The sequence below is a fragment of the Streptomyces sp. enrichment culture genome, from assembly GCF_964273255.1.
GTDB lineage: Bacteria > Actinomycetota > Actinomycetes > Streptomycetales > Streptomycetaceae > Streptomyces.
Genome location: NZ_OZ186835.1, coordinates 6137382 through 6157739, shown reverse-complemented (window position 1 = coordinate 6157739; position 20358 = coordinate 6137382). Strand labels below are relative to the sequence as shown.

Sequence of the window (20358 nt, the reverse complement as noted above, 5' to 3'; positions counted from 1 at the left end):
GCACCGTTGCACCCGGCGACCGGCCGGGCGCGGGGACGGAGGCCCGCCTCAGGCGGCCGGAGGCGGAAGAACGAGAGCACGCGCATGCATGATCGGCACCCTAGACGGCCTTCCCCGGCGAGGACAACTCCCGGTCCGGGCCGCCCCGGGCCACCGGTCCGCCGGAGCCCTTGGCCGGAGCCGAGGACTGCGCGATGAACGCGCCGGCCAGCACCACCGCGCCGCCCAGGATCTGCGGAGCGGAGAGGTGCTCGCCGAGCAGGAACCAGGCCAGGACGGTGGCGATGACCGCCTCCAGGCAGGCGACCACCCCCGCCACCTGCGGCGACAGCCGGCGCACGGCCAGCACGCCGGTGCCGTAGGCGAGCACCGTCGCGAGCAGCACGACCCAGGCCACCAGCAGGCCCGCGGCGACCGGGGTGCCGTCCATGTGCGCGGTGCCCGCGAGCACGGACCAGTCCATGGACCAGGGCCGGGCGATCACGGTGAGGACGGCGGCGCCGATGAGCAGGCCGAAGGCGATCACGCCCAGCGGGTCGGGAGCCCGGTCGCCGGCGTCACTGCCCTGGTCGGACAGGACGAAGTAGCCGACCTGGCAGCAGGCGGCGCCGAGCGCGAGCAGCAGGCCCAGAGCGTCGAAGCCGAGACCCGCCCACACCTCGACGACACAGGCCAGGCCGCCCACGGCGAGGACCACACCGACCGCCGCGGCCCGGGTGACCGGCCGCCGCTGCACGAACCGGACCCAGCCGAGCACCAGCGCGGGCGCCAGGTACTCCACCAGCAGCGCGACCCCGACCGGGATGCGGGAGATGGCGGCGAAGTAGAAGGCCTGGACCCCGGCGACGGCGAGCAGACCGAACCCCGCGAGCAGGGCCGGGTGGCGGCGCAGCAGGCTCCGGTGACGGACGGCCAGCGGAGCCATGACGAGGGCGGCGCCGGCGACCCGGAGCCACACCACGTGCAGCGGATCGAGCCCCGCCTCGATCAACGGCTTGGCCGCGACACCGGATCCGCCGAAGGCCACCGCGGACAGCAGCGCCAGACCCAGTCCGACGCCCCTGCCGCGACCGCCCGGCGCGCTGACAGTCGTATGCACCGCCTCATGATGGCAGGCGTCGACAGGAGCGTCACCCCCGGTGGCACCTGTCTCACCGAGTGGACGGCTCCGCCGGGCTTCCTGGCCGGGCGAGCGGGGCGGGCGGGACCGGCGCGGCCGGGCGAGCGGGGCGGGCGAGCGGGGCGGGCGGACGGCAGGCCGGCAGGGCAGGCGGACGGCCGGGGCTCGTGCCTCAAGGGCTCGTGCCTCAGACGCTCGTGCTTCTCAAGGGCTCGTGCTTCAGCGCTGCGGCGCTTCAGCGCGTCCCGTCCCCGACGGTGCGGTCGGCGGCGCGGCCCGCGGGACACTCCCGGGGCCGCCCCGGATCCGCGGCCCGTGCCTCGGTCCTGACGGTCAGCCCGGGAACGTCGATGCCCGCCCGTTCGAGCACCTCCACGGCGCGCGCCCGTGGATCGACGACGATCGCCGCGAGGAGGTCCACCCCGCGGGCGGGACCGCCGCGCCGCGCGGCATGCTCCCGGGCGCGTTCCATGCACGCGGCGGCCAGCGGTGACAGGCCCGCGGCGGTGCCGCTCACCACCGGGACGGTGCCGGAGTCCTCCACCGCGGTCTGCCAGCGCAGGCCGTACCCGATGCTGCGCTGCACCAGGTAACCGAGCAGCCGGGCACTCCCGGGCCCCTCACCGAACACCTCGCTCACCTCCGCGTCGGACTCCAGGAGGGAGTGCAGCAGGTGGGCCGTGTCGATCTGCCGGTCCCCGTCCCTGAGGGCGCGGCGGCGGGCACCGGCGACCACGGCCGCCAGCTCCTCGCTCAGCCCCGCGGCGTCGTCCGCACGGCGGGTACCCGCCTCCGCGGGCTCGCGGGCCGTCTGCCGGGGTATACGGGGGTGCACGTCTCCACCCCATCAGCCGCACCCGGCCGCGGGCATCCCCGGCGGGAAGCATCTTCGCGTCCCACGGGAAGCGGACCCGGGCGGCCGCCCCTCCTCCTTGCGAACGAGATCGGCCCCGCCGGGCCCCGCGGGGGCGCGCGCCGCCTTGACCCGCGCCCGCACGGCAACCGGAAGGGGCCCGCCGCTCGTCCCACACGGGCATGGAGAGCAGGTGCTGGCTGGTCGTCCTGCCGGCGGTGGACGGCAGGCAGTACGTCTACCGGGTCTACGCCCCGGACGACGCCCTGCCCGCCGACCTGTTCTGGGAGGCCTGGCACCACCACGACGAGGGCCCCTTCCCCCGGGCCTGCGACCTGTTCGACGCGGCGGTCATACGCAGGGTCGGCACCCCCGGCGGCCCGGCCCGCCCCTGACACCTCGCCGCACCGCGCCGCCCCTCACCGCGCTTCGCCTCCCGCCCTGGCGCAACCCGCCCCGGCCTTCACGGCCCGGCACACGGGCGGCCCCCACGTACCCGACGTGGGGCGCCGCCGACGCTCCGGCGGGGTCCGGGACCAGGGCCCTGGGGCCGGACCGGTCCGGCCCCAGGCCGGGGTGGGGGGACTCAGTCCTCGTCGGCCAGAATCAGGTACAGCTTCTTGCGGGCCTCGTTGATGACGGCCAGCGCCTTCTCCCGCTGCTCCTCGCTGCCGGTCTTCCAGACCTGTCCGAACGCTTCCATCAGCCCGAAGCCGGCCTGCCGGATCTCGTTCAGAGCCTCCCAGTCCACTCCGCGCGAGACGTCCTCCCACGGCGCCTCGGGCCCGTCGTCGGCGGCTGCGCGGCCGTCGTCGGTGAGCGCGAACAGCTTCTTGCCGCCGTCCGCCTCGCTGGCGATCAGCCCCTCGTCCTCCAGCAACTGAAGGGTGGGGTAGACGGAGCCGGGGCTGGGCTTCCACGCCCCGCCGCTGCGCTCGGCGATCTCCCGGATCATCTCGTAGCCGTGCATCGGCCGCTCCCGCAGCAGGGCGAGGATCGAGGCGCGCACGTCACCGCGCCGCGCCCTCCCGCCCCTCGGCCCTCCGCGCCCCCGTCCGCCCCAGGGCCCGCCGTGACCGAAGCCGAAGCCGGGTCCGCCCCCGCCCGGGCCACCGGGGCCGAACGGACCGAAGGCGGCGCGCAGACGCTGGAAGTCACCCCGGCCGCCGCCCCACGGGCCGGCGTGACCGTGCTCGTCGCAGCGGTGTCCGCGAGTACGCATGGCAACCACTCCCTTCATCTCATCATTGACCATTGACCCGTCGCGATAACTCAACGATATATCGCTAAATACTCGAACGCCAACACCCGTGCGGTGCCCCTCCCTGTTCGTATCGGTCAGAGGCTCTCCCCCGCGCACGCGCCGCCCCCGGTCGCGCCGTGAGGCGGGGCACTGACGTCCACGGTGTCTCGCCCCGTCCGGTCGACGCAGGTCACGCGAGTCACGCGATCACGCAGGCGCAGACGCCGAGCTCGCCGCCAGGGCATCCCTCGGCGGTCGACGGCGATGACAGTCACCACGCAGACGACGCCATCCGGCCGGGCCCTGGTCGAAGCAGGACGGCGGAGGGTGCGTGATGACGGGCGGGTGCCGCCCCGGGTTGCTCGAAGCCGCGTGCGCCGGGCCCCGCCCACGCCGGCTTTTCCCCTGACCCGGCATGGGCGGACTGTGCTTCAGCCGCTGCACCGGGTGGCCGTGGACGTGGGACATCCCCTGCGTCCTGCCCGCCGCCGAGGACGGCTCCTGGGTGTGCGGGTCTCGCGCAGCGAGAGCGTCGGCCGGCGGCGACGGCACAGGAGGCCGTCGCGACGGCCGTCGCGATGGCCGTCCCGCCGCCCGTGCTCCCGCCGCGGTCGTGGCCGACGGGGCTCCGGCGACGACCGGGAGCGTCGGTCTAGTTCTTCTGCAGCGCGCGGGTCACGCCCGCGATGACGGCGGTCGTCAGCACCCAGCCGAAGGCGATCAGCAGGTAGGCCAGCCACTGGAGGGCACCGTCCGTCCAGTACCAGGCCGTGCGCTGCCCCAGGCCGCCGATGGGCATCAACAGGTCGAGCGTGTAGACGAAGGGCTGGAAAGGGACGCCTTCGCCCGGCTGGACCGGAGTCGGGGTGTGCGTGCTGAACGACAGGGTGCCCAGCAAGGTCAGCGCGAGCAGCCAGACGCCGGCCAGCCAGGGGCGGTAGCCGTAGCCGACCGTCAGGTCGAGCAGGTGCCCCCAGGCGCGAGCGGCCGGGGAGAGGGTCCGGCGCCGATGGCGCTGCTTGGCCAGCAGCACACGGCGGGCCTCGTCGTCATGGCCGGCCTTGCGGTACCAGCCCGCCAGCTGCTCGTAGGGCTGGGGGTTGTAGCCGGGGCAGCGGCGTATCCATGCCACACGGGCGGCCACCGAGTCGCGCCACCCCACGGCCTCCCCCCGCGTGCCCGGCCCGGCCGTCTTGAGGGAGCCGTAGACGAAGCCGTCCAGTTCCACCACGTCCGGCCAGCTGTGTTCGCTGTCGTGGAGGGAGGACACCTGGGCGCCCCCGAGGTCCACGGCGGCGGCCGGTGGCCGGGCGAGGGTCAGGTCGAAGTCGACGGCCTGCATCAGCGTGCCGAGCAGGGCCGGGCCGGCTCCGCCGGGAGGTCCGTTCAGCACGGCTCCGGCGAAGGTCACGGTGCCCGAGATCCGGGCACCCCGCAGCCGTACGGTCCCGTTCGCGACGAACCCGTCGGAGAGGTCGAGGGTCGAAGCGGCGGCGTTGTCCAGGGCGAGAACCGTCCCGCGTGGTCCGGGGGCCGCGAGCCGCGCGCCCCGCATGAACAGGCCGCCCGGCAACTGAGCCCCCGGCAGCCGTACTTCACCGTGTGCGACGAACCCGTCCTGACAGAACATGCCCCCTTCCAGGACCAGGCCGCCGGCGGCCACGGCGCATCCTCCGGGTGCGTGCAGCTCCGCCCCGTCGAGCAGCAGGCCGTTGGTCACCCGGGCATCGCTGAGCGACAGGGCGGTGCTCACCCGGTGGAAGGGGGAGTGGCCGAAACTTTCCACGCTAGACCGCCGCAGGTCGAGGACCCCCTCGACACAGGCCGAATCCGCTTCGACGCCCGGGATCCGGCTGCCCGTGATCACGAGAGTCTGCGAGGACGCTCCGAGAAGGTTCACCGGTTCCTCGAACCAGCAGTCCTCGAGCCACAGGGCGTGCTCGATCCGGGCACCGGCCAGGTCGAGCCGCCCGGACACGCGTGCCCCGGCGAGCCGCAGACCAGCGACAGCGCCCGGCCGCGTGCCGTTCCCGCCCAGCAGGAGTGCCGCCAGGACGGCGGCCCGGACCGTCCGTTCCGCACCCCACCGGCCACCCTCGGCGACCCGGTCGTCGTCCGGGTCGCCCGTGCGCAGGTCCACCCGGCGTCCCTCGGGGAACGCGTCCCACAGCGCACGTTCCGGTGGGGTCAACTCCTCGTATGAAAGCACCCGTTCAGAGTAACGATCTTCCTCCGCACCCGTCCGCCCCCGGCGCCCGGATCTCACCGGGCCGCTGCTGCCCGCTCCGCCGGCAGGTCTCACGGCGTGCGCCCCTCGTCCGCCGGCAGATGTCACAGCGTGTGCCCTTCGCCGGGCCGGTCGAGCCGTCGGACTCGGCTGACACCGGACGGCCTCCCCAGCGCCGGGCGATCATTCGGGGCATCGAGGCCGGCGCTCCACGATCGGCCTTGGCGCGGGCGTTCCCGCAGGCCCTACGGTCGCGTCATGCGGATTCACATCGTCGACGCCTTCACCGACCGCCCCTTCGCCGGCAACCCCGCCGGTGTGCTGCTCCTGGACGGCGGCTTCCCCGACGACGCCTGGATGCAGGACGTCGCACGCGAGGTCAACCACGCCGAGACCGCCTTCGCGCACCCCATGAGCCGGGGCGGGGAGGCCGACTGGGCGCTGCGCTGGTTCACCCCGGTCACCGAGGTGGCGATGTGCGGGCACGCCACCCTGGCCACCGCGCACGTGCTGTACACCACCGGGGCGCACCGGGGCCCCGTGCGGTTCGCCACCCGCAGCGGGGTGCTGCGCGCGGACAGCGCGGAGGACGGCTTGCTCACCCTGGACTTCCCCACGGCTCCGCTCACCCCGGCAGCCGTCCCGCCCGGTCTCGACGACGCGCTGGGCACCGCCGTGCTGTCGGCCTTCGACACCGGTCCCGACGTCGGGGACCTGCTCGTCGAGGTCGCCGACGAGGAGACGGTGCACGCGCTGCGCCCGGATCTGCCGTCCCTGGCCGCCCACTCCACGCGCGGCATCATCGCCACCGCCCGCGCGGCGGACCCGGCGCGGGGCTACGACTTCGTCTCGCGCTGCTTCTTCCCGAACGTGGGCGTCGACGAGGACCCGGTGACCGGCAGCGCCCACACCGCGCTCGCGCCCTTCTGGTCCGGGCGGCTCGGCCGGACGGTCCTCACCGGGCTCCAGGCCTCGCACCGTTCCGGGAGGGTCCGCACCCAGGTCCGGGGCGCGCGCACCCTGCTGCACGGGCACGCCGTCACGGTGATCGCCGGCGATCTGGTGGCGGAGCCGGGCGCCTGACGGAGCGGGCCGGGCGCGGCGGGGAGCGGCGCGCCCGCCCGCTCAGGCGGTCGGGAGCCAGTCGACCTTGCCGGCCAGCAGGGCGTAGCCGACGAACGCCCCGATGTCGAGCAGGGTGTGGGCGACCACCAGCGGCCCCACCCGGCCCCACCGGCGGTACAGCAGGACGAACACCACGCCCATCACCATGTTGCCGATGAAGCCGCCGATGCCCTGGTAGAGGTGGTAGGAGCCGCGCAGCACCGCGCTGGCCGCCAGCGCGGCCCCCGGCCCCCAGCCCAGCTGGTCGAGCCGCCGCAGCAGATAGGCCAGGACGATGACCTCCTCGACGACGGAGTTCTCCATCGCCGCGAGGATCAGCACCGGGAACTTCCACCACACCTCGGGCAGCGCCTCGGGCACCACGGTGAGGTTGAAGCCGAGGCCGCGCGCGGCCAGGTAGAAGGCGATGCCGCTGCTGCCGATGACCGCGGCGACGGCGGCCCCGCGGCCCAGGTCGGACCAGGGCCGGGTGCGGTCGAAGCCGAGGGTGCGCAGCCCGGCGCCCTCACGCAGCAGGAAGTGCGCGACGAGGGCCACCGGCACGAGCGCCGTGCTGATCCCGAACAGCTGCCAGGCCAGGTCCAGCCACGGGCGGCCGGGCGCGGCCGAGGCGTTGAGCGTGGCGGCCTGGTCCTTGAGGCCCCCGGGCCGGGTGACCGAGCCGACGAAGCTGATCAGCGCGGAGACCGCGCTCGCGCCCAGGGACAGCGCCAGTACCAGCAGCGTCTCGTCCCGCAGGGTCCTGCGGGAGGGCTCCCGCCGAGGAGGGGACACGTCCCCCGGGCCCGCCTCCGCCTGCACGTCTGCCTCCCCATCACCGACCGGTCCGGATCAGTATGCAGGTCAGTATGCGGGGCGACGGCCCGGCGGCCCCCGGCGGCCCCGCCCACGACGGGCCCGGGGCGCCCCTCCCGGGCCGGTCGGCCGTCCCGGGCGGTGACGCGCGGGTGCCGTCCGGGGGTGCGGTCAGGTCGCCGGGACCGGTTCGGGCAGTCCGACGGGCCAGCTGTGCACCGGATCGCCCTGCACCATCAGCTCGCGGTAGCGGCGGGTGGTGGCGGCCAGGGCGGCCTCCCGGCCCAGGCCGGCGTCCAGCGCCCGGTGGAAGGTCGCGGCCTGCCAGCTCGCGCCGTTCGTCCGGCGGCGGCAGCGCTCCTCGATCACCCCGAGGTACAGGTCGCGGTCGGCCGGTTCGATGCCCCAGGCGTCCAGCCCCGCCTCGGCCAGCGGCAGCAGTTCGTCGCGCACCAGGGCGACCGCGTCGACCTCGGTCGTCCCGCCGTAGCGGCCGCGCCGGGGCCAGGTCAGGCGCGCGTCGATCCCGTACCGGCAGGCGGCGTCGAAGTTGGCGGCGGCGGCCTCGAAGGGCAGCCGGGTCCACACCGGGCGGCTCTCCTCGGCGAGGGCGCGCACGACCCCGTAGTAGAACGCGGCGTTGGCCACCACGTCGACGACGGTGGGGCCGGCCGGCAGCACCCGGTTCTCCACCCGCAGGTGCGGGACGCCGTCGGCGATGCCGTAGACCGGGCGGTTCCACCGGTAGACCGTGCCGTTGTGCAGGACCAGCTCGGCCAGCGACGGTACTCCGCCCTTGTCGAGCACCTCCAGCGGGTCCTCGTCGTCGCAGATCGGCAGCAGGGCCGGGTAGTACCGCAGGTTCTCCTCGAACAGGTCGTACGCCGAGGTCACCCAGCGCTCGCCGAACCAGGTGCGCGGGCGCACGCCCTGGGCCTGCAGCTCGGGCGGCCGGGTGTCGGTGGACTGCTGGAACAACGGGGGCCGGGACTCCCGCCACAGCTCCCGGCCGAACAGGAACGGCGAGTTGGCCCCCAGCGCGATCTGCGCGGCGGCCACGGCCTGGGCCGCGTTCCACACGTCGGCGAAGCGGGAGGGGGTCACCTGGAGGTGGAGCTGCACGGACGTGCAGGCGGCCTCGGGGGCGATGGACTTCGACGTGCAGGTGAGGTGCTCGACCCCTTCGATGTCGAGGGTGAAGTCCTCGCCCCGGGCGGCCACGATCTGGTCGTTGAGAAGGGTGTAACGGTCGACGGCGGACAGGTTCGAGGACACCAGGTCGTCCCGGTCCAGCGTCGGCAGAATACCGATCATCACAATGCCGGCGTCCACCTCCGCGGCTTTCCGGTCCGCGTACGCGAGCGAGGTGCGCAGTTCCTCGGCGAGCCGGTCGAAAACCCGGCCGTCCACCCGGTGGGGGGCGATGTTGACTTCCAGGTTGAACATGGCGAGTTCCGTCTGGAAGTCACGACTCGCGATGCGTTCGAGGACTTGCGCGTTGAGCATTCTCGGCATGCCGTCGGCGCCCGCGAGGTTCAATTCGATCTCGACGCCCATGAGGTTCTTGGGGCGGTCGAACCGCTTCTCCGCCAGCAGTCGCTCCAAGCCGGTCAGACACCTGCGCAGCTTGTCGCGGTAGAGCTGGCGATCGGACAGGTCGAACTGACCCGCCACGACCTTTTCCCCCATCGAAGTCCCTCCTCGGATGGGCGGGCCACAGATCGGCCGCCGGGGTCCTGGTGCACAGAGGAGGATGCCCAGCCGATGCGATCGATAACGTCCCCGACCGACCCGGCACCCGCTACCCTGTTGGTTGTGACCAGTGGCACATTCACGGGGCATGAAGCGCAACAGACGTCACGCGGCCATTGAGAAATCGTGAAAAACGCCGATCGAAATGGGCCGACCGCGCTTCACGCATTTCTCCAGGTCACCGCCTCGCAGCCACCGCGGAACCGGGATGGTTCACGCATTTCATCGACCGGAAGTACCCTTGTTTTCCGTACGCGAAACGGCTAGCCGAAACATAGCCCTAACACGTTTCGTATAAACTCCGTGAACAAGGCAGAGAGCTGGCGCCGCGGTCGAGCGATCCAGCCGACGAGGTGACGTCCGGCAGTCCTCACCCCCACCTCTCGGGCTCCGGCCCGGCCCCCGCCTCTCTGACTTCCGCGAGCAGACAGCGCCGTCCGCCACGCCACCCCCCGCCCTCGTGCCACCGTGCCTTCGAATGAGAGGCGACCCACCATGCCCCTGCATGTCCCTCCGGCTCCCGCGCCGGCCCTGCGGTCCGTCCTGACCGCGCTCTCCTCCCCCACCGCGGTCCGCGACGCCCGCACGCCCTCCCTCCTGGACGCCCCACGCCCCCTCGCACCCGAGCTGCCGCTGCCCGTGCACGTCCTGGACGGGATCACCGCCCAGGGCGGATCGGCGACCCGCCTGACCGGCTGGCGGTTCCTGATCCGCTCCGGTGAGCACGCGGTGGCCGCCGCGGACACCGTGCTCACCGCCGACGGCTGGACGTTCTCCCGCTTCTTCGAGGGCCCCTACGTCACCTCCACCGAGCTGGCGCTGCGACAGGCCGAGGCGTTGGCGGAGCCGTACCAGCCCCGGCTGCTGTCCGTGCCGGAGCTGTACATGCTGACGCTGTGGCTGCACGGCGACCGCGCCGCGGACGGGGCCGCGGGCCGTCCGGCGGCCACCGACCTGCTCGTCCCGCTGGCCCCGGCGCCTCCCGGGATCGCGGCGCACCGCCCCCACCGGGTGGCCGACCTGCTCCCGGTGCTGACCCACCGGGTGACCCGGCCCCGGCTGCTGGGCTCCCCGGCGTGACCGCCGCCCGGTGCCGCTCGCGCCGCCGCGCGTGAGCGCACCGTTCCCCTCGCACCGCGCACCCCGCCGCTCCGGACGTACCGGACGCGGCGGGGTGCGCGCCGTGGGGCGGGACCCCCGGCGGTGACTAGCCCGATCCGGCCCCCTCGAACCCCCCGAAGTGACAGTGCAGTTGGGATGAACCGTCCGCGCGGGTGACGCGTCCTCACGGCAGGAGGGGCGGTACCGCGATATCCCTGCGGATCGACGCCCTTGCGGCAACACTGGTTCCCGACCGACTCGTCACGACGGGGGGCGGCCATGACCGACGCTTCGAGCCGCGCGACTGCACGAACCGCCATGCCACAGGACACCACAGAGCGAGAGAACCCACCCATGTGCCAGCACCAGCCACCGTGCCCCTCAGCCGACTCCGCCGACCGGGAGTCGGCACGCCTCGCGGCGCACCACCCGGAACAGGGCTGGAGTCTGCTGTGCAACGGTGTCGTGCTCTTCGAGGACCTCGGTGAGCTGCTGCCCGACGGCAGCGTCGTCGCGCCGCAGCGTCCCCGGGACACCGGCCCGGTCATGACCACGGCCTGACCGGACCGTCCCGACGGCGGCGGCGGCACACACGGTCGCGCCGACGGAGACACACAGGGGCCGGGCGACGGGACTCCCCCGCCGCCCGGCCCTCGCGCACGCCTCGCCCGCCCGTCCGTCCGGCACATCGCCCCCGGCAGCCTTTCCTGCCCCGCCCGCCCGGCACCATCGCCCCCGGCCGCACGTCCCGCGCGCCCCGTCCGGCACAGCCGTCCGCGCGACGCCCTCCGCCCGTCGGGAACACCGGTCACGGGGCACGGCCCGGCCCGTCGGCGTATCGGCGGCACCCGGGGCCCGCCCATAGGGTGACCGGCATGCAGTCCTACACCATCGGCCAGGCAGCACGGCTGCTCGGCGTGAGCCCCGACACCGCCCGCCGCTGGGCCGACGCCGGGCGGATCACCACCCACCGCGACCGCGGCGGACGCCGCCTCGTCGACGGGCGGGACCTGGCCGCCTTCTCGGTCGAGCTCGCCAGGGCGGCCACGGACGAGGAGGACGCCCCCTACACCTCGGCCCGCAACGCCTTCCCCGGCATCGTCACCGCGATCAAGCTGGGCGACGTCGCCGCCCAGGTGGAGATCCAGGCCGGGCCGCACCGCCTCGTCTCGCTGCTCACCCGGGAAGCCGTCGAGGACCTGGGCCTGGAGGTCGGCATGGAGGCCACCGCCCGCGTGAAGTCGACGAACGTCCACATCGACCGGGTCTGACGCCGGGTCCCGTGCCACCCCGGCCGGGTCCGCCCACGTCCTGACACCGACGTCCCGGCACCGGCATCCGGCCGCCGGGGGCCGGCACCGGCTCGGTTCCCGGTCCGCGCCCTCGCCCCCGCCGGGGTGCGCACCGGCCCACTGCTCGTTGGACGAACGCACACACCCACCCGATCGCCCCTCAGCCTCGCTCATGCGATGCCACGGATGACTTCTCCCTGGCATCTGCGCCATCATGGTCGGACGTGTGGAAGGCCGTCTCGCGGTGCCTTCCCTCCGCCTCGCACCCGAGGGAGCGGCTCCGAGATGACCCGTCGTACCGCGCACCCGCCTCGGCGGCCCCGGCCCCGTACGGCCCTGGGGACACGCCGTGGCCGCAGGGTGCTCACCGGCGCCGCGGCAGCCGCCGCCCTGCTGCTCACCGGTGGGTGCGCCGGCACCGCGCCGGGCGAGCCCGGGGCCCGCGACGGCAATCCCACGGGGACGGTCACCGTCTTCGCCGCCGCCTCGCTCGAGGAGAGCTTCACGGTCCTGGGCGAACGGTTCGAGAAGGCCCACCCCGGCACGGAGGTCACCTTCAACTTCGGCGGCAGCGACAGCCTGGCCGCCGGCATCACCAACGGCGCCCCGGCCGACGTCTTCGCCGCCGCCAGCACCAGGACCATGGAGGTCGTCACCCGCCACGGCGACGCCGACGGCACCCCCGCCCCGTTCGCCCGCAACCGCCTGGCGATCGCCACCCTCCCGGGCAACCCGCGCAGCATCCGCTCCCTGAGCGACCTGACCCGGCCCGGCCTGAAGGTCGTCCTGTGCGACCGCGCGGTCCCCTGCGGTGCCGCCGCCCGGACCGCGCTGGACGCCGCCGGTGTCGGCCTCACCCCGGTCTCGTACGAGCAGGACGTCAAGAGCGCCCTGACGAAGGTCGAGCTCAAGGAGGCCGACGCCGCCGTCGTGTACCGCACGGATGTGAGGGCGGCGGGTGACAGGGTGGAGGGCGTGGAGTTCCCCGAGTCGGCCGAAGCCGTCAACGCCTACCCGGCCACCGTGCTGAAGAACGCGCCCAACCCCACGGCCGCGCGGGCATTCCTCGCGCTGGTGCGGTCCGCCGAGGGGCAGCGGGTCCTGAACGGCGCCGGGTTCCTCGCGCCATGACCGGCGCCGGCGAGTCCCCGCGTCCCGCGGACCGGGCGGCCGTCCCGCCCGGAGCCGGCCCGGCCCCGGGTGCCGGCAAGGCACGGCGCCCGCCCGGCCGGGGCGTCCCGCTGCCGCTCCTGGTGCCCGCCGTGCTGGGGCTCGCCTTCCTGCTGGTGCCCCTCCTCGCCCTGCTGCTGCGCGCACCCTGGAGCAGTCTGCCCGAGCAGCTGCGCAGCCCCGAGGTGTGGGAGGCGCTGCGGCTCTCGCTGATCTGCGCCACCGCGGCGACCGCGCTGAGCCTGCTGTTCGGCGTGCCCCTCGCCTGGCTGCTCGCGCGCACCGACTTCCCCGGGCGGGCCGTGGTCCGGGCCCTGGTCACGCTGCCCCTGGTCCTTCCGCCGGTGGTGGGCGGTGTGGCGCTGCTGCTCGCCCTCGGCCGCAACGGTGTCGTCGGCCAGTGGCTGGACGCCTGGTTCGGCGTCACGCTGCCCTTCTCCACCGCCGGGGTCGTGGTCGCCGAGACGTTCGTGGCGATGCCGTTCCTCGTCATCAGCGTCGAAGGCACCCTGCGGGCCGCGGACCCGCGCTTCGAGGAGGCCGCCGCGACGCTGGGCGCCTCCCGGTTCACCGCCTTCCGCCGGGTCACCCTGCCCCTGATCGTCCCCGGCGTCGCGGCCGGCGCCGTGCTGGCCTGGGCCAGGGCCCTCGGCGAGTTCGGCGCCACGATCACCTTCGCGGGCAACTTCCCCGGCCGCACCCAGACGATGCCGCTCGCCGTCTACCTCGCCCTGCAGAACGACCCGGCGGCGGCGATCGCCCTGAGCCTGGTCCTGCTGGCGGTGTCCGTCGCCGTGCTGGCCGGGCTGCGCGACCGCTGGACGAGGGCGGTGTGACGTGACGGCCGGGAAGCTGCCGGAGCGTTCCGGCGACCCCACCGCCGGAGCGGCCCCGGCCGGAGCCCGCCCCCCTGCCGGTCGCGCCCCCGGCGACGGACTCGACGCCCGGCTCGTGGTGGACCGGGGCTCCTTCCGGCTGGACGTCCGGCTGCGCGCCGCACCCGGGGACGTCATCGCGCTGCTGGGCCCGAACGGTGCCGGGAAGTCCACCGCGTTGCGCGCCCTGGCCGGCCTCGCCCCGCTCACCGACGGCCACCTGCGGCTGGACGGACGGGACCTGCGGGACGCGCCGCCCGAGGACCGCCCGGTCGGCGTGGTCTTCCAGGACTACCTGCTCTTCCCGCACCTGACCGCGCTCGACAACGTGGCCTTCGGGCCACGCTGCCGGGGCGCCGGGAAGGCGGAGGCGCGAGCGCTGGCCGCCGCGTGGCTGGACCGCATGGGGCTGGCCGGACACGCCGGCGCCAAACCCCGCCGCCTGTCCGGCGGGCAGGCCCAGCGCGTGGCGCTCGCCCGGGCCCTCGCCACGCGTCCGCGGCTGCTGCTCCTGGACGAACCGCTGGCGGCGCTGGACGCCCGGACCCGGCTGGAGGTGCGGGCGGAGCTCCGCCGCCACCTGGCCGCCTTCGAGGCCGTCGCCGTCCTGGTGACGCACGATCCGCTGGACGCGATGGTGCTCGCCGACCGTCTGGTGGTGGTCGAGGAGGGCCGGACCGTCCAGGAGGGCACGCCCTCCGACATCGCCCGTCACCCCCGCAGCGAGTACATCGCCCGGCTGGTCGGGCTGAACCTGTACCGCGGCCGGGCCGAGGGCCACACCGTCCGCCTCGCCGGGGGCCCCGCCGTGGCCACCGACGAGCAGCTCACCGGGGCCGCCTTCGTCGCGTTCCCGCCGAGTGCGGTGACCCTGCACGCGGAGCGTCCCGGCGGGTCCAGCGCCCGCAACCTGTGGCGCTGCGAGGTCGTCGGCCTGGAGGTCCACGGCGACCGGGTCCGCGCCGACCTGACCGGCGACCTGTCGCTGGCCGCCGACCTGACCACAGTGGCCGCCGCCGAGCTCGGCCTGCGGCCGGGCGCTCCGGTCTGGGCGGCCGTCAAGGCGACCCAGACCCACGCCTACCCGGCGTGACGCCCGTCCGCCCGGCGCGCTCCCCGTCCGCCGGGCGCGGTGCCCGGCCGCCCGCTCGCCGGGGTGACCGGTCGCCCGAGTGACCGGTCGCCCGAGTGACCGGTCGCCCGACCGACCGGACGTCCGTGGCCGGGCAGGCAGGACGTCAGGCTTCGCGGACCGGGAGGCGGAGCGTCAGGTCTCGCGGACCGCGGCGGAGGCGAAGCCGAGCCAGGTGTGGCGGTTGCCCCACCAGCACCAGCCGACCTTCGGGGCGTCGCGCCGGTCCCGGCCGTCGCGGCCAGTGCCGTTGCTGATCCAGAGCGCGGGCGTGCGGGCGTCGAACCTCCCGTTGGGCTTGCGCAGCCGGGACGCGATGGTCATGAAGCAGCGGTTGCGCTCCAGGGCCTCGGGCTGCTGGAGCACCCAGTGGATGCCCTCGCTCAGCAGCAACGGGGTGCGGCCCTTGCCGGTGAGTTCGGGCAGCGCCTCCTCGGGGCTCCAGTTCGCCAGGTGATCGCCCCGGTCGACGCCGGTGACGGTGTAGAGGGGGGCGTCGGGCAGGTCGACCCCCTGGGGCGCGAACCGGTCGACGTCCGGCATGTCCGTGACGACGAAGCCGGACTTGCCGGCGCGGCGCAGCAACGGCGCGAGGACCGAGGCGGGGACACGGTCGGGGTGGAGTGCCAGCAGGGTGTGACGGCCCGCGGCGGAGTGCCGTGCCGCGAACGAGCGGACCTCCTCGGCCGGTATCCCCGCGTGCGTGTGCAGGCCGAGGGCGATCAGGCGGTCCGCCTGGGCGGACAGCGGCGGCAGCGGGGACAGCGGGCCGGTGGCGGTGGTCGGGGTGTCGGTCAACGCGTGCTCCTTGCGGGGAGTTCCGGGCGGTGAGGAGACGGTGGAAGGGCGCGCCGGCGCGGTCAGGACGTGCCGGGGGCGTCGCCGCGGCCGCCGGTCCCGCGGGCGGCGATCGCGTGGATCTCGGCCGGTGTGCCGGCCATGATCGTGCGCACATGGCGGGTGATCACGTCGACGGGCCAGTCCCACCAGGCCGCTTCCAGCAGCAGCGCCACGTCCGCGTCGCCGTAGCGCTGCCGGATCGGGCGGGCCGGGTTGCCGCCGACCACGGTGTACGGCGGCACGTCGGCCGTGACGACGGCTCCGGCGGCGATGATGGCGCCGTCCCCGATGCGCACGCCCGGCATGACGGTGGCCCCGTAGCCGAACCAGACGTCGTTGCCGACGACCGTGTCGCCGCGGCTGGGCATGCCGGTCACCAGATCGAGGGTCCGGTCGGTCCACTCCCCGCCGAACATGGTGAAGGGGTAGGTGGACACGCCCATCGTCGGGTGTTCCGCCCCGGCCATCAGGAAGCGGGTACCGCTCGCCACGGCGCAGAACCGCCCGATGACCAGCTTCTCGGGACCGTAGGCGTAGAGGACGTTGCGCCGCTCGAAGTCCGTCGCCGCGTCGGGATCGTCGTAGTAGGTGAACTCGCCGACCTCGATCGACGGTGAGGTGATCAGCGGCTTGAGGAACACGACGCGCTCGTGCCCGGGCAGCGGGTGCAGGACGGAAGGGTCGGTCATGGGGTCCCCGTAACGCTGGTCGCTCTTTACGTCGGACGTAAAATTACCCTCGCCGAAGGAAGCGTGTCAACAAAATATTACTACGGGGGTAAGATTCGCCCATGAGCAGTCACCACGACAGCGCGCCGTCACGGTCCGGGGGCGGCCTGCGCGAGGTCAAGAAGCAGGAGACCCGTCAGCACATCTCCGATCAGGCCACCCGTCTCTTCCTCCGCCAGGGCTTCGACGCCACGACCATCGCGGAGATCGCCGACGCGGCGCGGGTCTCGAAGAAGACGGTCACCAACTACTTCGCCCGCAAGGAGGACCTGGCGCTCGACCACCAGGACTCCTTCGTCGCCGCCCTGGCCTCGTCGGTGGCCGCGCGCGGGCCCGGCGAGTCCGCCCTGGCCGCGCTGCGCCGCGCGTTCACCGAGGCGCTCGCCGCCCACGATCCGGTGAGCGGCTTCACCGGCCCGGAGTTCGCCCGGATGGTGGCCGACAGCGCCACCCTCACCGCGTGCGTGCGGGGCCTGCACGACCGCCGGGAGGAGGCACTGGCCGAGGCGCTCGCCGCGGCCGAGGACCTGCCCTCCGACGACATCGTGATCCGCACGGCCGCCGGTCTCCTGGGCACGGTCCACCGTCTGCTGTTCCGGCGCATCCAGCAGCTCACCCTCGCCGGGCTGCCCGCCGACGAGATCGAGGCGACGGTCGCGCCGGAGGCGGCCCGCGCCTTCGACCTGCTGGAACCGTCCCTCGGCACCCTCGGCACCGCCTGACGGCCCCGCCCCGTGAGGCCCCCGGACGCGGGAGCGCCCGGCCGGGAATCCCCGGCCGGGCGCTCACCTGCCCCGACAGCACCGTCCCCGTGCCACGCCGGGCCCCCGGGACGGTGCTCCCACCAGGGCGTCAGTCCTCGTACGCGTCCAGCGGCGGGCAGGAGCACACCAGGTTGCGGTCGCCGTAGGCCTGGTCGATGCGGCGCACCGGCGGCCAGTACTTGTCGGCGGCATTCACGCCGGCCGGGAACACGGCCTCCTCGCGGCTGTACGCGTGGTCCCACTCCCCGCCGAGCGCGGCCGCGGTGTGCGGGGCGTTGCGCAGCGGGTTGTCCTCGGCGGGCCACTCGCCCGACCCGACCTTCTCGATCTCCGCACGGATGGCGATCATCGTCTCGCAGAACCGGTCCAGTTCGGCCAGGTCCTCCGACTCGGTCGGCTCGATCATCAGCGTGCCGGCCACCGGGAAGGACATCGTCGGCGCGTGGAAGCCGTAGTCGATCAGCCGCTTGGCCACGTCGTCGACGCTGACGCCGGTCGCCTTGGTCAGCGGGCGCAGGTCGATGATGCACTCGTGCGCCACCAGCCCGCCGGGCCCGGTGTAGAGCACCGGGTAGTGCGGCTCCAGGCGCTTGGCGATGTAGTTGGCGCTGAGCACCGCCACCTGCGTGGCCCGCTTCAGCCCCTCGCCGCCCATGAGCCGGACGTACGCCCAGGAGATGGGCAGGATGCCCGCCGAGCCCCAGGGCGCCGCCGAGATCGGGCCGACCCCGGTCTGAGGGCCCGCCTCCGGCTGCATGGGGTGGTTCGGCAGGTAGGGCGCCAGATGGGCGCGGACGCCGACCGGGCCGACGCCGGGGCCACCGCCGCCGTGCGGGATGCAGAACGTCTTGTGCAGGTTCAGGTGGGAGACGTCGCCGCCGAAGTGGCCCGGCTTGGCCAGACCGACCAGGGCGTTGAGGTTGGCGCCGTCCACGTAGACCTGGCCGCCGGCCTCGTGCACCGCGGCGCAGATGTCGGCGACGTGCTCCTCGAACACCCCGTGCGTGGACGGGTAGGTGATCATCAGCACGGCGAGCTGGTCGCGGTACTGCTCGATCTTGGCGCGCAGGTCCTCGACGTCGACCTCGCCGTCGTCGGCGGTCCTGACGACGACGACCTTCATGCCGGCCATGACCGCGCTGGCCGCGTTGGTGCCGTGCGCGGAGGACGGGATGAGGCAGACCGTGCGCTGCTCGTCGCCGTTGGCGCGGTGGTAGCCGCGCACCGCGAGGAGTCCGGCCAGCTCGCCCTGGGAGCCGGCGTTGGGCTGGAGGGACACCTTGTCGTAGCCGGTGACCTCGGCGAGCCGGTCCTCCAGCTCACGGATGAGCGTGAGGTACCCGGCGGCCTGCTCGGCGGGCGCGAAGGGGTGCAGCTGACCGAACTCGGGCCAGGTGACCGGCTCCATCTCGGTGGTCGCGTTGAGCTTCATGGTGCAGGAGCCCAGCGGGATCATGCCGCGGTCCAGCGCGTAGTCGCGGTCGGCGAGCCGGCGCAGGTAGCGCAGCATGGCCGTCTCGGAGCGGTGCTGGTGGAAGACCGGGTGGGTCAGGAACTCGTCGGAGCGCAGCAGCGCCTCCGGCAGCGTGTCCCGCGCGGTGCCGTCGAGGGACTCGACGTCGCCGTCGACCCCGAAGGCCCGCCAGACGGCCGTCAGCTGGTCCCGGGTGGTGGTCTCGTCACAGGCTGCCGAGACGTGGTCGGCGTCGACGAGACGCAGGTTGACGCCGTTGTCCCGCGCGGCGGCCACGACCTCGCCGGCCCGGCCGGGAACCCGCGCGGTCACGGTGTCGAAGTAGGAGTCGTGCACGATCTCCACGCCGCCGGCCCGCAGGCCCTCGGCCAGGATCGTGGCGTAGCGGTGGGTGCGCCGGGCGATGGTGCGCAGACCCTCCGGACCGTGGTAGACGGCGTACATGCCGGCCATGACGGCGAGCAGCACCTGGGCGGTGCAGATGTTGCTGGTGGCCTTCTCGCGGCGGATGTGCTGCTCGCGGGTCTGCAGCGCCAGCCGGTAGGCCTGGCTGCCGTCGACGTCGACGGAGACGCCGACGAGGCGGCCGGGCAGGCTGCGGGCCATCTTCTCCTGGACGGCCATGTAGCCGGCGTGCGGCCCGCCGAAGCCCATCGGCACACCGAAGCGCTGGGTGGTGCCGACGGCGATGTCCGCGCCGAGCTCGCCGGGCGACGTCAGCAGCGTGAGCGCCAGCAGGTCGGCGGCCACCGTGACCAGGGCGCCGAGCTCGTGCGCCTGGTCGATGACCGGCTTGAGGTCGCGGACGGCGCCGGAGGCGCCCGGGTACTGCAGCAGCACGCCGTTGATCTCCCGCTCGGCGATCTCGGCGGGGATGCCGTCGCTCAGGTCGGCGACGACGACCTCGACGCCGGTCGGCACGGCGCGGGTGCGGATCACGGCGACGGTCTGCGGCAGCGCGTCCGCGTCGACCAGGAACAGGCCCTTCTTGTTCTTGCCCATGCGCCGCGAGAGGGCCATCGCCTCGGCGGCGGCGGTGCCCTCGTCGAGCAGCGAGGCACCGGAGGTCGGCAGCCCGGTGAGCTCGGCGACGGTGGTCTGGAAGTTCAGCAGGGCTTCGAGGCGGCCCTGGGAGATCTCCGGCTGGTAGGGCGTGTACGCCGTGTACCAGGCCGGGTTCTCCATGACGTTGCGCAGGATGACGGGCGGCGTGAACGTCCCGTAGTAGCCGAGCCCGATCATCGAGCCGAGCACCTGGTTGCGTCCGGCCAGGGAGCGCAGTTCTGCGAGCACCTCGGCCTCGCTGCGGGCGCCGGGCAGGTCCAGGGCGTCGGCGTTCTTGATGACGTCCGGCACCGCGGCGGCCGTCAGCTCGTCCAGCGAGCCGTAGCCGACCTGGGCGAGCATCTTGGCCCGGGCTTCGTGGTCGGGTCCGATGTGGCGCTGCTCGAACGGGATCCCCTGCTCGAGCTCGGAGAGCGGAGTGCGATGGGCGGTCATTGCGGAGGCCTCCTGGTCTGACGACCTTCGTGGGGCACCACGGCACGGGTACCCGGACGGCCTCCCCCTCTGTCATCTCGACCTGAGAGCTTCACCGGACCGCCCCAGGGACGCCCGGCTTTCACCGTCGGTGAGAGCGGAAGCCGTCGACACCCGCCCTGCTTTCCAGAGTGACCTCGTCCGTGCGGTACGTGGGCCTGAGAGATTCCGGGGAGGATTTGCTCCTTCGGCGCCTCCGATGGTGCCTGGAGGACTCTCCCGCACGGGGTCAGCGGCCGAAAGCCAGCGTACCAGCGAGGGCCCCGCACGGACCTTCGAGTGGCCGTCGGACCGAATGTGCCGTTCTGTAGTGCTTACTGATGAGTGC

The 20358-nt window shown here is 74.1% G+C and carries 18 protein-coding genes and 1 riboswitch; of the genes, 9 read left to right on the top strand and 9 right to left on the bottom strand.

Annotated elements, in window-relative coordinates; all coding sequences use genetic code 11:
- Positions 1 to 100 precede the first annotated feature (100 nt).
- A complete protein-coding gene (locus ACSU53_RS26835) occupies positions 101 to 1099 on the bottom strand; it encodes an EamA family transporter (RefSeq protein WP_437031785.1) in 999 nt (332 codons plus the stop codon).
- Between the two features lie 256 nt (positions 1100 to 1355).
- Entirely contained in the window at positions 1356 to 1955 is a 600-nt protein-coding gene (locus tag ACSU53_RS26830; RefSeq protein ID WP_437031783.1) for a Clp protease N-terminal domain-containing protein, read from the bottom strand.
- Positions 1956 to 2155: 200 nt separating this feature from the next.
- Here ACSU53_RS26830 and ACSU53_RS26825 point away from each other — a divergent pair, with 200 nt between their 5' ends.
- The gene (locus tag ACSU53_RS26825) at positions 2156 to 2368 is read left to right on the top strand and encodes a hypothetical protein (protein ID WP_437031781.1); all 213 of its coding nucleotides are present in this window, start codon (positions 2156 to 2158) and stop codon (positions 2366 to 2368) included.
- Between the two features lie 191 nt (positions 2369 to 2559).
- Here ACSU53_RS26825 and ACSU53_RS26820 read toward each other — a convergent pair whose 3' ends face one another.
- Complete coding sequence (locus ACSU53_RS26820; protein WP_437031779.1) at positions 2560 to 3195, bottom strand: PadR family transcriptional regulator; 636 nt, start codon at positions 3193 to 3195, stop codon at positions 2560 to 2562.
- 673 nt (positions 3196 to 3868) lie between these two features.
- Positions 3869 to 5425 (bottom strand): oxidoreductase, encoded by a 1557-nt coding sequence (locus ACSU53_RS26815; protein WP_437031777.1) that lies wholly within the window; start codon positions 5423 to 5425, stop codon positions 3869 to 3871.
- Positions 5426 to 5701: 276 nt separating this feature from the next.
- Between ACSU53_RS26815 and ACSU53_RS26810 the strand changes: the two genes are divergently transcribed.
- A complete protein-coding gene (locus tag ACSU53_RS26810; protein ID WP_437031775.1) occupies positions 5702 to 6526 on the top strand; it encodes a PhzF family phenazine biosynthesis protein in 825 nt (274 codons plus the stop codon).
- A 42-nt stretch (positions 6527 to 6568) separates the two neighbouring features.
- Here the strand turns inward: ACSU53_RS26810 and ACSU53_RS26805 are convergent, their stop codons facing one another.
- Both ACSU53_RS26805 and ACSU53_RS26800 read right to left on the bottom strand, forming a co-directional pair.
- Positions 6569 to 7369, bottom strand: a complete 801-nt coding sequence (locus ACSU53_RS26805) for a CPBP family intramembrane glutamic endopeptidase (RefSeq protein ID WP_437031773.1) — start codon at positions 7367 to 7369, stop codon at positions 6569 to 6571.
- Between the two features lie 165 nt (positions 7370 to 7534).
- Entirely contained in the window at positions 7535 to 9052 is a 1518-nt protein-coding gene (locus ACSU53_RS26800) for a glutamate-cysteine ligase family protein (protein ID WP_437031771.1), read from the bottom strand.
- Positions 9053 to 9610: 558 nt separating this feature from the next.
- Here ACSU53_RS26800 and ACSU53_RS26795 point away from each other — a divergent pair.
- The 6 genes from ACSU53_RS26795 (at position 9611) to ACSU53_RS26770 (ending at position 14646) form a co-directional block, all read left to right on the top strand.
- Complete coding sequence (locus tag ACSU53_RS26795) at positions 9611 to 10195, top strand: hypothetical protein (protein WP_437031769.1); 585 nt, start codon at positions 9611 to 9613, stop codon at positions 10193 to 10195.
- Between the two features lie 375 nt (positions 10196 to 10570).
- Positions 10571 to 10777: a DUF5999 family protein gene (locus ACSU53_RS26790; RefSeq protein WP_437031768.1), complete on the top strand. Its 207-nt coding sequence runs from the start codon at positions 10571 to 10573 to the stop codon at positions 10775 to 10777.
- A gap of 314 nt (positions 10778 to 11091) precedes the next feature.
- Complete coding sequence (locus ACSU53_RS26785; protein WP_437031766.1) at positions 11092 to 11487, top strand: TOBE domain-containing protein; 396 nt, start codon at positions 11092 to 11094, stop codon at positions 11485 to 11487.
- Between the two features lie 306 nt (positions 11488 to 11793).
- On the top strand, positions 11794 to 12639 hold the full coding sequence (modA, locus tag ACSU53_RS26780) for a molybdate ABC transporter substrate-binding protein (RefSeq protein WP_437031764.1): 846 nt from the start codon (positions 11794 to 11796) through the stop codon (positions 12637 to 12639).
- The gene (locus ACSU53_RS26775; RefSeq protein WP_437031762.1) at positions 12636 to 13514 is read left to right on the top strand and encodes an ABC transporter permease; all 879 of its coding nucleotides are present in this window, start codon (positions 12636 to 12638) and stop codon (positions 13512 to 13514) included. The genes modA and ACSU53_RS26775 overlap by 4 nt, the downstream gene beginning before the upstream one ends.
- A 1-nt stretch (position 13515) precedes the next feature.
- Positions 13516 to 14646 (top strand): ABC transporter ATP-binding protein, encoded by a 1131-nt coding sequence (locus ACSU53_RS26770; RefSeq protein WP_437031760.1) that lies wholly within the window; start codon positions 13516 to 13518, stop codon positions 14644 to 14646.
- Between the two features lie 174 nt (positions 14647 to 14820).
- Here the strand turns inward: ACSU53_RS26770 and ACSU53_RS26765 are convergent, their stop codons facing one another.
- Positions 14821 to 15483 carry a DUF5701 family protein gene (locus ACSU53_RS26765; RefSeq protein ID WP_437031758.1) on the bottom strand — a complete coding sequence of 221 codons (663 nt, stop codon included), beginning with the start codon at positions 15481 to 15483 and terminating at the stop codon, positions 14821 to 14823.
- A 62-nt stretch (positions 15484 to 15545) separates the two neighbouring features.
- A complete protein-coding gene (locus ACSU53_RS26760) occupies positions 15546 to 16214 on the bottom strand; it encodes a CatB-related O-acetyltransferase (protein WP_437031756.1) in 669 nt (222 codons plus the stop codon).
- A gap of 101 nt (positions 16215 to 16315) precedes the next feature.
- Between ACSU53_RS26760 and ACSU53_RS26755 the strand changes: the two genes are divergently transcribed.
- Entirely contained in the window at positions 16316 to 16975 is a 660-nt protein-coding gene (locus ACSU53_RS26755) for a TetR/AcrR family transcriptional regulator (protein ID WP_437031754.1), read from the top strand.
- A 130-nt stretch (positions 16976 to 17105) separates the two neighbouring features.
- Here the strand turns inward: ACSU53_RS26755 and gcvP are convergent, their stop codons facing one another.
- Positions 17106 to 19991, bottom strand: a complete 2886-nt coding sequence (gcvP, locus tag ACSU53_RS26750; RefSeq protein ID WP_437031752.1) for an aminomethyl-transferring glycine dehydrogenase — start codon at positions 19989 to 19991, stop codon at positions 17106 to 17108.
- Between the two features lie 175 nt (positions 19992 to 20166).
- A riboswitch (glycine riboswitch) is annotated at positions 20167 to 20262 on the bottom strand.
- Positions 20263 to 20358: the final 96 nt, after the last annotated feature.